This is a genomic window from Enterobacter sp. Lyrl_3 (assembly GCF_051948675.1).
GTDB lineage: Bacteria > Pseudomonadota > Gammaproteobacteria > Enterobacterales > Enterobacteriaceae > Enterobacter > Enterobacter cloacae.
Genome location: NZ_JAYJLI010000003.1, coordinates 162,028 through 176,138, shown reverse-complemented (window position 1 = coordinate 176,138; position 14,111 = coordinate 162,028). Strand labels below are relative to the sequence as shown.

11 protein-coding genes are annotated in these 14,111 nt (G+C 56.2%); 9 read left to right on the top strand and 2 right to left on the bottom strand.

Features of this window, described 5'->3' with window-relative positions; translation table 11 throughout:
* Positions 1-5 precede the first annotated feature (5 nt).
* Positions 6-1,418, bottom strand: a complete 1,413-nt coding sequence (gene phrB / locus VF709_RS08570; RefSeq protein WP_040020631.1) for a deoxyribodipyrimidine photo-lyase — start codon at positions 1,416-1,418, stop codon at positions 6-8.
* Between the two features lie 236 nt (positions 1,419-1,654).
* The gene (locus tag VF709_RS08565; RefSeq protein ID WP_013097552.1) at positions 1,655-1,861 is read right to left on the bottom strand and encodes a YbfA family protein; all 207 of its coding nucleotides are present in this window, start codon (positions 1,859-1,861) and stop codon (positions 1,655-1,657) included.
* A gap of 309 nt (positions 1,862-2,170) precedes the next feature.
* Between VF709_RS08565 and kdpF the strand changes: the two genes are divergently transcribed.
* The 9 genes from kdpF to potE all read left to right on the top strand — a co-directional run bounded on the left by kdpF (position 2,171) and on the right by potE (position 14,104).
* Positions 2,171-2,260 carry a K(+)-transporting ATPase subunit F gene (gene kdpF / locus VF709_RS08560; RefSeq protein ID WP_014069365.1) on the top strand — a complete coding sequence of 30 codons (90 nt, stop codon included), beginning with the start codon at positions 2,171-2,173 and terminating at the stop codon, positions 2,258-2,260.
* Positions 2,260-3,939: a potassium-transporting ATPase subunit KdpA gene (gene kdpA, locus VF709_RS08555; protein ID WP_440231281.1), complete on the top strand. Its 1,680-nt coding sequence runs from the start codon at positions 2,260-2,262 to the stop codon at positions 3,937-3,939. The genes kdpF and kdpA overlap by 1 nt, the downstream gene beginning before the upstream one ends.
* Positions 3,940-3,956: 17 nt before the next feature.
* On the top strand, positions 3,957-6,005 hold the full coding sequence (gene kdpB, locus VF709_RS08550) for a potassium-transporting ATPase subunit KdpB (RefSeq protein WP_029883015.1): 2,049 nt from the start codon (positions 3,957-3,959) through the stop codon (positions 6,003-6,005).
* Between the two features lie 12 nt (positions 6,006-6,017).
* Positions 6,018-6,593 carry a potassium-transporting ATPase subunit KdpC gene (kdpC, locus tag VF709_RS08545; RefSeq protein ID WP_040020627.1) on the top strand — a complete coding sequence of 192 codons (576 nt, stop codon included), beginning with the start codon at positions 6,018-6,020 and terminating at the stop codon, positions 6,591-6,593.
* A complete protein-coding gene (gene kdpD / locus VF709_RS08540; protein WP_013097556.1) occupies positions 6,594-9,281 on the top strand; it encodes a two-component system sensor histidine kinase KdpD in 2,688 nt (895 codons plus the stop codon).
* A complete protein-coding gene (gene kdpE / locus VF709_RS08535) occupies positions 9,278-9,955 on the top strand; it encodes a two-component system response regulator KdpE (protein ID WP_040020625.1) in 678 nt (225 codons plus the stop codon). Before kdpD ends, kdpE begins: the two co-directional genes overlap by 4 nt.
* Positions 9,956-10,234: 279 nt before the next feature.
* Positions 10,235-10,339 (top strand): leader peptide SpeFL, encoded by a 105-nt coding sequence (gene speFL / locus VF709_RS08530; RefSeq protein WP_003858645.1) that lies wholly within the window; start codon positions 10,235-10,237, stop codon positions 10,337-10,339.
* A gap of 256 nt (positions 10,340-10,595) precedes the next feature.
* The gene (gene speF, locus VF709_RS08525) at positions 10,596-12,794 is read left to right on the top strand and encodes an ornithine decarboxylase SpeF (protein WP_013097558.1); all 2,199 of its coding nucleotides are present in this window, start codon (positions 10,596-10,598) and stop codon (positions 12,792-12,794) included.
* Entirely contained in the window at positions 12,791-14,104 is a 1,314-nt protein-coding gene (gene potE / locus VF709_RS08520) for a putrescine-ornithine antiporter (protein ID WP_013097559.1), read from the top strand. The genes speF and potE overlap by 4 nt, the downstream gene beginning before the upstream one ends.
* Positions 14,105-14,111 lie beyond the last annotated feature (7 nt).

Sequence of the window (14,111 nt, the reverse complement as noted above, 5' to 3'; positions counted from 1 at the left end):
CTCTCTTACGCTTTGCGGGCCGCTTCGTACGCCGCCAGCGTGGCGACGCGCGCCTGTTTATGTTCAACAATCGGACGAGGATAATCGAGCGTTACGCCCTGTTTGTCCGCCCATGCCCACGGGTCGTGGATCGCCTTAGCGGGAACCGCTTTCAGCGCAGGCAACCAGTGGCGGATAAACGTCCCGTCCGCATCAAATTTTTGTCCCTGCGTGGTGGGATTAAAAATCCGGAAGTAAGGTGCCGCATCGGTTCCGGTCGAGGCCGCCCATTGCCAGCCGCCGTTATTCGCCGCGAGATCGCCATCGATCAGCTGAGAAATAAAATACCGCTCCCCGACACGCCAGTCGATAAGCAGATCTTTCACCAGGAAGCTGGCGGTAATCATCCGCAGGCGGTTGTGCATCCATCCGGTTTCATTCAGCTGGCGCATCGCGGCGTCCACAATCGGGTAGCCGGTTTCACCCTTTTGCCAGGCCTGCAGCAGCATCTCGTTTTGCTGCCACTGCACATTTTCGGTCCAGCGAATGAAAGGACGATGTTTACATAATTCAGGGTGATACGTCATCAGATGACGGTAGAATTCGCGCCAGATAAGCTCGTTAAGCCATACCGAGCCAGCGCCCCCCTCCAGCGCCTGGGGCTGCTCTGCCAGAAGACGGTGTAAACACTGGCGCGGAGAAAGCACGCCCAGCGCTAAACAGGCCGACAACCGGCTGGTACCTTCAATGGCGGGGAAATCCCGGCGTGCCTCGTAAGCGGCCGCCCCCGTTTTGCAGAACTGGCGCAGCTGCGCGATTGCCGCTTTTTCATCAGCCGGGAATAAAGAGTGGTCATACGCCTGTTGCGGATAGTCAAACGTCAGTTCAGGCAGGTCGTTTACACACTCCCCTCGCGCAGACGGCGCGGCAACACACTCCGGCAACGCCTCTTTCAGCCGTTTGATAAATGCATTTTTAAACGGCGTAAAGACCTTATACATCTCGCGACTGCCGGTCATCACGCTGCCCGGCGCCAGCATGACGCTGTCATCAAATCCCTGACACTCTACATTCCCGAGGATGCGCTCAAGCTCGCGATCGCGCTGCTGTTCATTGAATTCGTACTGGTAGTTGTAAAAAAGATGCGTAACGTCGTTCTGCTGACACACCTCCTGTACCGCGCTGAGCTGAGCGGTAAAATCGCTGACCTCTTTGTAAATCAACGGAATGCCTTTTTCCGCCAGCGAACGTTGCAGGGCATTCAGATGCGAACAGAGATAAGCGGCTTGTCGGGGGGCCATATCATGCTGCTGCCACTGTCCGGGAGTAGCGATAAACAGTGCCAGCACGCGGGCGTGTTCAGAGCGACAGGCTGCCGCCAGGGCGATGTTGTCATGCAGGCGCAGATCCGCGCGAAACCAAACCAGATGGGTGGGCATAAAACTCCAGGCAATTGTCCATTATGTCCGTAAGGGCATGCCGTAAAACGAAAAAGGCACGCATTGAACTACTTTGCCATGAAGTGTAGACAGGATGAAATAAGGTAGTGGCTGTTGATGACTCAGAATAAGAAGATATGCCTGAAAACCACCCAACGAACCGCGAATCCGGAGGGACAAAAAAAACCGCCACATTGCTGTAGGCGGTTTGTTTATTGCTGTGTGTAGTCTTTTTATTAGTAGAAATCACAGGTCGCTTTTTCGGCCTGATCCATCCATACCGGCTTCTCGCTGGTTTTTGCCCAGACGCGGTGCAGATAGCTGTAAAAACGTGCGCGATCTTTCCAGAACAACATCACCGGCAGGGCCAGCACGCCAGCCACTACGGCGAAAGCGCGACGCATGAACACGATATGAGCCGGATACTCTTTATAAAGATCCATATTTTTCTCCCCTGTAGTTGGCCGGAAACTGACTCCGGAAAATTCAAAAACTGTGACCTGGCTAAAATAATATCGCTTTGTTTGTAATTTTACTACTCATCCGACCACTTATTTTTAGCCGTTTAGCCAAAATTTACATTCACACCGTAATTAAGTTACAAAAAAGTTAACGATTTACTTATCAATAGTTAAATTGTGGGCTTTGCCATTTTTATACTTTTTTTACACCCCTCGTCCTGATTTTTGCGAAATCTTTGCGCCATAAATCCTACCGTTAGCACAAATACAAATGTCACCCGGAGGTGGATTGTGAGTGCAGGCCTTATTGCTGGCATCGTGCTGGTGTTCCTGTTATTGGGCTATCTGGTTTATGCCCTGATTAATGCGGAGGCATTCTGATGGCTGCTCAGGCGTTTTTGCTTATTGCCAGTTTTTTAGGGGTGTTGTTCCTGCTGGCAAGACCGCTGGGAACAGTGCTGGCAAGGATGATTAACAACGTGGCGCTGCCGGTGGCAGGTCGCGTAGAAAAAGGGATCTGGCGCGTTCTGGGCATTCGGGAGGGGGAAATGAACTGGCGCCAGTATCTGATGGCGATCCTGCTACTGAATATTGTCGGCCTCATCGTCCTCTTCAGCATGCTGATGCTGCAGGGGAGCTTACCGCTCAATCCACAGCAGTTGCCGGGTCTGTCCTGGCATCTGGCGCTGAACACGGCAGTCAGCTTTGTCACTAACACCAACTGGCAGCCCTATGCCGGGGAAACCACGCTGAGCTACTTTAGCCAGATGGCCGGGTTAACCGTGCAAAACTTCCTCTCTGCTGCCACCGGTATTGCGGTGATCTTCGCGCTCACGCGTGCCTTTGCGCGTCAAAATATCAGCACGCTGGGCAACGCATGGGTCGATCTGACACGCATCACGCTGTGGATACTGCTCCCTGTTGCCCTCATTATCGCGCTGTTCTTTATTCAGCAAGGTACCCTGCAAAACCTGCTGCCTTACGCGCCGTATACCTCTCTGGAAGGGGCAAAACAGCTTTTGCCGATGGGGCCGGTGGCCTCGCAGGAAGCCATTAAGATGCTCGGGACTAACGGCGGTGGCTTCTTCAACGCCAACTCGTCGCATCCGTTTGAAAACCCAACAGCGCTGACCAACTTTGTCGAAATGCTGGCGATCTTCCTGATCCCCGCCGCGCTCTGTTTTGCCTTTGGCGATGTGGTCAACGACCGCCGTCAGGGACGCACCCTTCTGTGGACCATGTCTCTGATCTTCGTGGTCTGCGTCGCGCTGGTGATGTGGGCGGAATGGAAAGGTAATCCGCATTTCCTGACGCTGGGCGCTGACAGCGCGATCAACATGGAAGGGAAAGAGAGTCGCTTTGGCATCCTGTCCAGCAGTTTGTTTGCCGTGGTTACCACCGCAGCCTCGTGCGGGGCGGTTAACGCCATGCATGACTCCTTTACGGCGCTGGGTGGCATGATCCCAATGTGGCTGATGCAGATTGGCGAAGTGGTGTTTGGCGGCGTGGGCTCTGGTCTTTACGGCATGCTGCTGTTTGTGCTGCTGGCGGTGTTTATTGCCGGTCTGATGATTGGCCGTACGCCGGAATACCTGGGCAAAAAAATCGACGTCCGGGAAATGAAATTAACCGCGCTGGCCATTCTGGTCACGCCTGCCCTCGTGCTGCTCGGCACCGCGCTGGCACTGATGACCGAAGCCGGGCGCAGCGGCATCTTTAACCCGGGTATCCATGGCTTTAGTGAAGTGCTCTACGCCGTCTCGTCTGCGGCGAACAACAACGGCAGCGCCTTTGCAGGCTTAAGTTCCAACTCGCCTTTCTGGAACTGTCTGCTGGCATTCTGCATGTTTGTCGGCCGCTTCGGCGTGATTGTGCCGGTGATGGCCATCGCCGGATCGCTGGTGAATAAAAAAATCCAACCAACCACCACCGGCACATTACCGACACACGGTGCGCTGTTTATTGGCCTGCTGACCGGCACCGTGTTGCTGGTAGGCGCCCTGACCTTTATCCCCGCCCTCGCGTTAGGCCCGGTCGCGGAAACCCTCTCTTTACGCTGATTTTGCGGAGAATTGTCATGAGTCGTAAACAACTGGCCCTGTTCGAACCGTCGTTAGTTCGACAGGCCCTCATGGATGCGGTGAAAAAGCTGAGCCCGCGCGTACAGTGGCACAACCCGGTGATGTTTATCGTCTGGGCAGGCAGCGTGCTGACTACCGTCCTGGCGATTGCCATGGGAACGGGTCACCTCCCGGGCAACGCGATGTTCACCGGAGCCATCAGCCTGTGGCTGTGGTTTACCGTGCTGTTTGCCAACTTTGCCGAGGCGCTGGCGGAAGGCCGCAGTAAAGCGCAGGCCAACAGCCTGAAAGGGGTAAAAAAGACCGCCTTCGCACGTAAATTACGTGAGCCAAAATACGGCGCGCAGATGGACCACGTGCCGGCAGATGAGCTGCGTAAAGGCGATGTGGTGCTGGTGGAAGCCGGTGACATCATCCCCTGTGATGGCGAAGTCATTGAAGGGGGCGCCTCGGTAGACGAGAGCGCCATTACCGGGGAATCCGCGCCGGTCATTCGTGAATCTGGCGGTGACTTCGCCTCGGTCACGGGCGGGACGCGTATTCTCTCCGACTGGCTGGTGATCCAGTGCAGCGTCAACCCAGGCGAAACCTTCCTCGACCGGATGATCGCCATGGTTGAGGGCGCGCAGCGTCGTAAAACACCCAACGAAATTGCCCTCACCATTCTGCTGGTGGCGCTGACCATCGTCTTCCTGTTGGCTACCGCCACGCTGTGGCCCTTCTCCAGCTACGCGGGCACCGCGGTCAGCATCACCGTGCTGGTGGCGCTGCTGGTCTGCCTGATCCCAACCACCATCGGCGGCCTGCTCTCCGCTATTGGTGTGGCGGGTATGAGCCGCATGCTGGGCGCGAACGTTATCGCCACCAGCGGACGCGCCGTAGAGGCCGCCGGTGACGTGGATGTGCTGCTGCTGGATAAAACCGGGACCATCACCCTCGGCAACCGCCAGGCCTCCGAGTTTTTACCTGCCCCGGGCGTGGATGAAAAAACGCTGGCCGATGCCGCCCAGCTCTCGTCTCTTGCCGATGAAACGCCGGAAGGCCGCAGCATCGTTATTCTGGCGAAACAGCGCTTTAATCTGCGCCAGCGTGATGTGCAGAGCCTGCACGCCACTTTTGTCCCCTTTACGGCACAAACCCGAATGAGCGGTATCAACATTCAGGAGCGCATGATCCGCAAAGGTTCCGTTGATGCCATTCGTCGCCACATTGAAGCCAACAACGGCCATTTTCCACCGGAAGTGGACAATCTGGTTGAGAGCGTTGCCCGCCAGGGGGCCACACCGCTGGTCGTAGCCGAAGGGGCGAATGTGCTGGGGGTGATTGCGCTGAAGGACATCGTCAAAGGCGGCATTAAAGAGCGTTTCGCCCAGTTGCGTAAAATGGGGATTAAAACGGTGATGATCACCGGGGATAACCGGCTGACTGCCGCCGCGATTGCCGCAGAAGCGGGCGTGGATGATTTCCTCTCGGAAGCCACACCGGAAGCCAAGCTGGCGTTGATCCGTCAGTACCAGGCGGAAGGTCGTCTGGTCGCGATGACCGGTGACGGCACCAACGACGCCCCTGCCCTCGCACAGGCCGACGTGGCGGTGGCGATGAACTCCGGTACCCAGGCAGCAAAAGAGGCGGGCAACATGGTCGACCTTGACTCTAACCCGACCAAGCTGATTGAAGTGGTGCATATCGGTAAACAGATGCTGATGACGCGCGGGTCATTAACCACGTTCAGTATCGCCAATGACGTGGCGAAGTATTTCGCCATTATTCCCGCGGCGTTCGCGGCCACCTATCCGCAGCTAAACGCGCTGAACGTGATGCATCTGCACTCCCCGTCTTCGGCCATTCTCAGTGCGGTGATTTTCAACGCCCTGATTATTGTCTTCCTGATCCCGCTGGCGCTGAAAGGGGTGAGCTATAAACCGCTGACGGCTGCTGCCATGCTGCGCCGTAACCTGTGGATTTACGGGCTGGGCGGGCTGCTGGTGCCCTTTATCGGGATTAAAGCTATCGACCTGCTGTTAACGCTGTTCGGGCTGGTTTAAAAGGTGAATCAAATGACGATGTTACGTCCCGCTATACTTCTGTTTATTCTGCTGTCTCTCATTACCGGTGGGCTTTACCCGCTGCTGACCACCGCGTTGGGCCAGTGGTGGTTCAAGGATCAGGCCAATGGCTCGCTGATCATACAGCAGGGTGAAAACCGCGGCTCCCGCCTGATTGGTCAAAACTTTACGGATGCCCGGTACTTTCAGGGACGCCCTTCCGCTACCGCCGATAGCCCGTATAATCCGATGGCATCCGGCGGGAGCAACCTGGCGGGCAGTAATCCTGAACTGGATAAAGCCATCGCTGAGCGTGTGGCGGCCCTGCGCAGCGCCAACCCGCAGGCCAGCCGGGAGATTCCAGTGGAAATGGTGACCGCCTCCGCCAGTGGGCTGGACTACAGCCTGACGCCTGAAGCGGTGGCCTGGCAGATACCGCGCGTCGCCGCTGCCCGTCATCTGAGCGTCGAGCAGGTCAGCCAGCTGGTGGCAGCGCACACGCAAAAGCCGCTGGTCAGTTTCATTGGCATGCCGGTAGTAAATATTGTTGAGCTGAATCTGGCGCTGGACGCGCTAAGGAATAACTAAATGACCGACGAGCCCTTGCGCCCGGATCCTGACAGGCTGCTCGAACAGACAGCTGAAGCCCATCGCGGCAAGCTGAAAATTTTCTTCGGCGCGTGCGCGGGCGTCGGGAAAACCTTCGCCATGCTGACAGAAGCTCAGCGGCTTCGGGCTCAGGGGCTCGATATTCTGATCGGCGTGGTGGAAACCCATGGCCGTAAAGAGACCGCGGCGTTGTTAAAGGGGCTGGCCACGCAGCCTCCTCGCCGTATCAGCCATCGTGGCAGGCTGGTGACGGAGTTTGATCTCGACGCCGCCCTCGCCCGCCGCCCCGCCCTTATTCTGATGGACGAACTGGCGCACAGCAATGCGCCAGGCTCGCGCCACCCCAAACGCTGGCAGGACGTAGAAGAGTTACTTGAAGCCGGGATTGACGTCTTCACCACGGTGAATGTTCAGCATCTTGAAAGCCTGAACGACGTGGTCAGCGGCGTGACCGGCATTCAGGTGCGCGAAACGGTGCCGGATCCGTTCTTTGACTCCGCTGATGAAGTGGTGCTGGTGGATCTGCCGCCAGACGATCTGCGCCAGCGCCTGCATGAAGGGAAAGTCTATATTGCAGGCCAGGCCGAACGCGCTATCGAACACTTCTTTCGTAAAGGCAACCTGATTGCCCTGCGCGAACTGGCCCTGCGCCGCACCGCCGATCGCGTGGATGACCAGATGCGTGCCTGGCGCGATCTGCAAGGACAGGAACGCGTCTGGCATACGCGGGATGCCATCCTGCTGTGCATTGGTCACGGTAGCGGCAATGAAAAGCTTGTCCGTACCGCCGCCCGGCTGGCTGCGAAATTTGGCAGCGTCTGGCACGCGGTGTATGTCGAAACGCCGCAGCTTCACGCCCTGCCAGAAAACCAGCGTCGCGCGATCCTGAGTTCGCTGCGCCTGGCCCAGGAGCTGGGGGCGGAAACCGCGACCCTCTCCGATCCGCAGGAAGATAAAGCCATTCTGCGCTACGCGCGTGAGCACAACCTGGGCAAAATTGTCATTGGCCGTCGCCAGCACCGGCGCTGGTTTAGCCGCGAATCGTTTGCCGACAAGCTGGCCCGGCGTGCACCCGACCTGGATCTGGTGGTCGTGGCGCTGGACGACAAACCCACGCCGTTACCCAACCGTGCGCCAGACAGCCGCACGTTCACCGATAAATGGCGCATCCAGCTTCGCGGTTGCCTTATCGCCGTCGTGCTTTGCGCCCTGATTACCTTTATTGCCAGCCAGTGGCTGATTGCGTTTGATGCCGCCAACCTGGTGATGATCTACCTGCTCGGCGTGGTGGTGGTGGCGCTCTTTTACGGGCGCTGGCCGTCAGTCCTGGCAACGGTGATTAACGTCATCAGCTTCGATCTCTTCTTTATCGACCCGCGCGGAACGCTTGCCGTCTCGGATGTACAGTATGTCCTCACGTTTGCCGTCATGCTCACCGTCGGGCTGGTGATCGGGAATCTGACGGCAGGCGTTCGCTATCAGGCGCGTATCGCCCGCTATCGCGAACAGCGCACCCGACATTTATACGAGATGTCTAAATCGCTGGCGGTAGGCCGCACGCCGCTGGATATCGTCCAGACCAGCGAGCAGTTTATCCGCTCGACATTTAACGCCAGCAACCTGATTTTACTCCCGGATGAGCACGGTAAGCTGCGCCCGCTGACGTCGGCCACGGGCATGACGCCGTGGGATGAGGCCATTGCACGCTGGAGCTTCGATAAAGGGTTACCGGCAGGCGCAGGAACAGACACCCTCCCCGGCGTGCCGTATCAGATCCTGCCACTGCGCAGCGCGGATAAAAATCAGGGGCTGGTCATCGTCGAGCCTTCTAATCTGCGCCAGCTGATGATCCCCGAGCAGCAGAGGCTGCTCGAGACCTTTACGTTGCTGGTTGCCAGCGCCCTGGAGCGGCTGGCGCTGACGGCCAGCGAAGAACAGGCCCGGCTGGCAAGCGAGCGCGAAAGCATTCGCAACTCGCTGCTGGCGGCGCTCTCACACGATCTTCGCACGCCTCTCACCGTGCTGTTTGGCCAGTCGGAAATTCTGACCCTGGATCTGGCGGCGGAAGGTTCAAAACACGCCCTGCAGGCCAGCGAGATCCGCCAGCACGTGCTGAACACCACGCGGCTGGTGAATAACCTGCTCGATATGGCGCGGATACAGTCTGGCGGGTTCAACCTCAAAAAAGAGTGGCTCACGCTTGAGGAAGTGGTAGGAAGCGCGCTGAAAATGCTGGAGCCCGGTCTCGGCGGACGGCATATCGCCCTGAACATGCCCGATCCCCTGACATTAATTCACGTTGATGGTCCGCTGTTTGAGCGGGTGTTAATTAATCTGCTGGAAAATGCGGGTAAATATGCCGGAGCACACGCGCAAATTGGGGTGAATGCTTCGGTGGAAGATCACACCCTGCGGCTCGACGTCTGGGACACCGGGCCCGGTATTCCTGCCGGGCAGGAAAAAGCGATATTCGAAAAATTCTCACGGGGCAATAAAGAGTCTGCCATTCCGGGGGTTGGGCTGGGTCTGGCGATCTGCCAGGCCATTATTGACGTCCATGGCGGCACCATTTCGGCGGAGAACCGCCCGGAAGGAGGCGCACGTTTTTGTGTTACACTTCCTCTGGACACCCCGCCAGAACTTGATGAATTACCAGAGGATTTGTGATCAACGTCCTGATTGTAGAAGATGAACTCGCCATTAGCCGGTTTCTGCGCGCTGCGCTGGAAGGTGACGGTCTGCGCGTTCATGATGCCGGTACGCTCCAGCGCGGGTTGATTGAAGCCGCTACCCGCAAGCCGGACCTGGTGATCCTCGATCTCGGTTTGCCGGATGGCGACGGTATCGATTTTATTCGCGAGGTGCGCCAGTGGAGCCAGATGCCCATTCTGGTGCTCTCCGCACGCACCGAAGAGTCGGATAAAATCGCCGCGCTGGATGCCGGGGCGGACGACTATCTTATTAAACCTTTTGGGATTGGTGAGTTACAGGCTCGCCTTCGTGTGGCGCTGCGTCGCCACGGTGCCGCCACGCCTGCCGACCCGACGTACACTTTCGGTGATGTGCAGGTCGATCTCGCTTCGCGACGTATTGTGCGCGGTGAAGAGGAGATCCATCTCACGCCGATAGAGTTCCGCCTGCTTGCGGTTTTGCTCAACAACCACGGTAAGGTGCTGACCCAACGTCAGCTGCTGGCTCAGGTGTGGGGACCCAACGCCGTGGAACATAGTCACTATTTACGCATATATATGGGCCACCTGCGCCAGAAACTTGAAACCGACCCCGCACGTCCTCGCCATTTATTAACTGAAACCGGTATCGGTTATCGGTTTATGCTTTGAATAACTATTCAATTTTATTTCCAATAAAAACAAACCCACCCACATAATTCCGTTTAAATAAGCCATAAGCGATAATTTTGGCTTATTTTCGCTCATTCAAAACAGAAACAACACAATCCGTTAACGCACCATCAACAAACCAGTGTTTTGATCTGCGATATTCATCTAAAACGAATAATTATTTCTTATTTGATCGGTTAAGGGTGATCTGATTCACAGTTAATCGCTTTTTCCTGGATAAAATGACCATGCTTTCAATTACTGAAAGGAAAATGAAACATGGAAAACAATAATCGCTTGATGCCCCATATAAGGCGGACAACACATATCATGATGTTTGCCCACCGAAACTGCTTTGACTTCCATCTCTTTAATGCCCGGTAGTCCTTCGACTTCTGGCGCACCCGCTTGCAGGTTAACCTGAAAAAACTCTATTTTACAGGCCGTTGCCTGTGAAGGCGTGCGTTCATTCAATTTAATTCAGACTTATCCGCAGCCGGGCGGACTGAATCTCATTCATTAAAAAGCAACTTACTGATTTTTTATCAGCGGCCACACTTTGCTTTTTTTTCCGGACATTATCGATTTCTTTCTTGCGAGAAATCGAGGGACGAATATTGCCTTAAATAAAGAGAGAAAGATGAAAAGTTTAAAAATTGCAACCAGCCGTGCATGCCCTGATTGCTTTACCACTCACCGTGAACTGGTAGATGTCAGCACCTCTGATTATATTGACGTGGCCGCCATTGTTCTGGCCGTGAGCGATATTTCCAGTGGCACTCTGGAAGAAATAGAAGCTACCGGGTTTGGTATTCCCGTATTCATTGCGACACATAAAGAAGAGTTCATTCCGGCTGAATATTTATCGCGCATCCACGGTGTGTTTGAGTGTTCAGAGACCAGTAACGACTTTTACGGACGTCAACTGGAAGCGGCCGCGCAGAAGTACGAAACCCAGCTACGCCCCCCGTTTTTCCGCGCACTGGTCGACTACGTGAATCAGGGCAACAGCGCATTCGATTGTCCGGGGCATCAGGGTGGGCAATTTTTCCGCCGTCATCCTGCCGGTAATCAATTTGTCGATTTCTTCGGCGAAACGCTTTTCCGCTCCGATCTGTGCAACGCCGACGTGGCCATGGGGGATCTGCTGATTCATGAAGGCGCGCCGTGCATTGCCCAGCAACACGCGGCGAAAGTGTTTAATGCGGATAAAACCTACTTTGTGCTGAACGGTACCTCATCATCTAACAAAGTGGTGCTAAACGCCCTGCTCACCCCCGGCGACCTGGTGCTGTTCGATCGTAATAACCATAAATCCAACCACCACGGAGCCCTGCTTCAGGCGGGTGCCACGCCGGTCTATCTGGAAACGGCGCGCAACCCGTACGGCTTTATTGGTGGCATTGATGCCCACTGCTTTGAGGAGAGCTACCTGCGCGAGCTGGTATCGGAAGTGGCGCCGGGTCGTGCGCGTGACGAACGTCCGTTCCGTCTGGCGGTGATCCAGCTGGGCACCTACGATGGCACCATTTATAACGCCCGCCAGGTCGTCGATAAAATTGGTCACCTGTGCGACTACATCCTGTTCGATTCTGCCTGGGTGGGCTACGAGCAATTTATTCCGATGATGGCCGACTGCTCTCCGCTGCTGCTGGAGCTGAACGAAAACGATCCGGGGATCCTGGTTACCCAGTCAGTCCATAAACAGCAGGCGGGTTTTTCGCAGACCTCGCAAATTCACAAGAAAGACCGCCATATTAAAGGCCAACCGCGCTATGTGCCGCACAAGCGCCTGAATAACGCCTTTATGATGCACGCCTCCACCAGCCCGTTCTATCCCCTGTTTGCCGCGCTGGATATCAACGCCCGCATGCACGAGGGGCAGAGTGGCCGCAATATGTGGATGGACTGCGTGGTTACCGGCATTGAAGCACGCAAGCTGATCCTGGAGAACTGCCAGTTTATTCGCCCGTTCGTGCCGGAGCTGGTAGATGGCCGTCCGTGGGAAAGCTGGGACACGGCTGAAATTGCCACCGACCTGCGCTTCTTCCACTTTGTGCCGGGGGAAAACTGGCACGCTTTTGAAGGGTATGCCGAGCATCAATACTTTATCGACCCGTGCAAACTGCTGTTGACTACGCCGGGCATCAACGCCCGTACCGGCGAGTATGAGGATTTCGGCGTGCCCGCCACCATCCTGGCTAACTTCCTGCGTGAAAACAGCATCGTGCCGGAGAAATGCGATCTCAACTCGATCCTGTTCCTGCTGACCCCTGCAGAAGATATGGGCAAGCTGCAGCAGTTGGTGGCACAGCTGGTGCGTTTCGAAAAACTGCTTCAGACCGATGCGCCATTAAAAGAGGTGCTTCCGTCTATCTGTAAGCAATACCCGGAACGCTACGCCGGTTATACCCTGCGCCAGATATGCCAGGAGATGCATGAACTGTACGCCCGCCATAACGTGAAACAGCTGCAAAAAGAGATGTTCCGCAAGTCTCACTTCCCTCGCGTGATGATGAACCCGCAGGACGCAAACTATGCGTATCTGCGTGGTGAGGTTGAACTGGTCTCCCTGCGTGATGCGGAAGGCCGCATTGCCGCCGAAGGCGCCCTGCCTTACCCACCAGGCGTGCTGTGCGTGGTTCCGGGTGAAGTCTGGGGAGGCTCCGTCCTGCGCTACTTTGCCGCGCTGGAAGAGGGTATCAACCTTTTACCGGGCTTCGCACCGGAACTACAGGGTGTGTACGTCGAGGAGTGTGACGGACGCAAACAGGTTCGCTGTAACGTCATCAAACAACCCGCCGCTCAGCCCGCGCTGCTGAAAGGAGAAAAATTATGAGTAAGTCCAACAAGATGGGCGTGGTGCAGCTGACCATCCTCACCATGGTTAACATGATGGGGTCAGGGATTATTATGCTGCCCACCAAACTTGCAGAGGTGGGTACCATTTCGATTATCTCCTGGCTGGTAACCGCGGTCGGCTCCATGGCGCTGGCATGGGCATTTGCCAAATGCGGAATGTTCAGCCGTAAGTCAGGCGGGATGGGCGGCTACGCCGAATACGCCTTCGGCAAATCTGGCAACTTTATGGCTAACTACACCTATGGCGTGTCGCTGCTGATCGCCAACGTGGCGATTGCCATTTCCGCCGTGGGTTACGGTACGGAGCTGTTTGGTGCCACGCTCAGCCCGGTGCAAATTGGTTTGGCCACCATCGGCGTATTGTGGATCTGCACCGTGGCCAACTTTGGCGGCGCGCGCATCACGGGTCAGTTAAGTAGCATCACCGTCTGGGGCGTGATTATCCCGGTTGTCGGGCTGTGCATCATCGGCTGGTTCTGGTTCAGTCCGACCCTGTACGCGAACTCCTGGAACCCGCACCATGTGCCGTTCTTTTCCGCTGTGGGGTCCTCTATCGCCATGACGCTGTGGGCCTTCCTCGGTCTGGAATCCGCCTGCGCAAACGCGGAAGTGGTAGAGAACCCGGAAAAGAACGTCCCGATTGCCGTTCTTGGCGGAACGCTGGGCGCGGCGGTGATCTATATCGTCTCCACTAACGTTATTGCCGGTATCGTACCGAACATGGATTTGGCTAACTCCACGGCGCCGTTTGGGCTGGCCTTCGCGCAGATGTTCACCCCGGAAGTCGGGAAAGTGATCATGGGGCTGATGGTCATGTCCTGTTGCGGTTCACTCCTCGGCTGGCAGTTCACCATCGCGCAGGTGTTTAAATCTTCGGCTGACGAAGGTTACTTCCCGAAAATCTTCTCCCGGGTGACCAAAGCCGATGCGCCGGTGCAGGGCATGCTGGCGATTGTCATCTTCCAGAGCGGGTTATCGCTGATGACCATTAGCCCGTCGCTGAACAGCCAGTTCAACGTGCTGGTCAACCTGGCGGTGGTGACAAATATCATTCCATATATTCTGTCGATGGCGGCGCTGGTGATCATTCAGAAGGTGGCGAAAGTCGATCCCCGTAAAGCACGGGCGGCCAATATTGTGGCGCTGATTGGGGCGATTTACAGCTTCTATGCGCTCTACTCATCCGGCCAGGAGGCGATGCTTTATGGTGCGATGGTGACCTTTATGGGCTGGACGCTGTACGGGCTGGTCTCACCGCGGTTTGAATTGAAGAATAAACATAGTTAGGTAAAAG

Bases quoted from the DNA above. Each gene is read 5' to 3' on its own strand.
- phrB (WP_040020631.1), bottom strand. From the start codon at position 1,418: ATGCCCACCCATCTGGTTTGGTTTCGCGCGGATCTGCGCCTGCATGAC.
- VF709_RS08565 (WP_013097552.1), bottom strand. From the start codon at position 1,861: ATGGATCTTTATAAAGAGTATCCGGCTCATATCGTGTTCATGCGTCGC.
- kdpA (WP_440231281.1), top strand. From the start codon at position 2,260: ATGGCTGCTCAGGCGTTTTTGCTTATTGCCAGTTTTTTAGGGGTGTTG.
- kdpB (WP_029883015.1), top strand. From the start codon at position 3,957: ATGAGTCGTAAACAACTGGCCCTGTTCGAACCGTCGTTAGTTCGACAG.
- kdpC (WP_040020627.1), top strand. From the start codon at position 6,018: ATGACGATGTTACGTCCCGCTATACTTCTGTTTATTCTGCTGTCTCTC.
- kdpD (WP_013097556.1), top strand. From the start codon at position 6,594: ATGACCGACGAGCCCTTGCGCCCGGATCCTGACAGGCTGCTCGAACAG.
- speFL (WP_003858645.1), top strand. From the start codon at position 10,235: ATGGAAAACAATAATCGCTTGATGCCCCATATAAGGCGGACAACACAT.
- speF (WP_013097558.1), top strand. From the start codon at position 10,596: ATGAAAAGTTTAAAAATTGCAACCAGCCGTGCATGCCCTGATTGCTTT.
- potE (WP_013097559.1), top strand. From the start codon at position 12,791: ATGAGTAAGTCCAACAAGATGGGCGTGGTGCAGCTGACCATCCTCACC.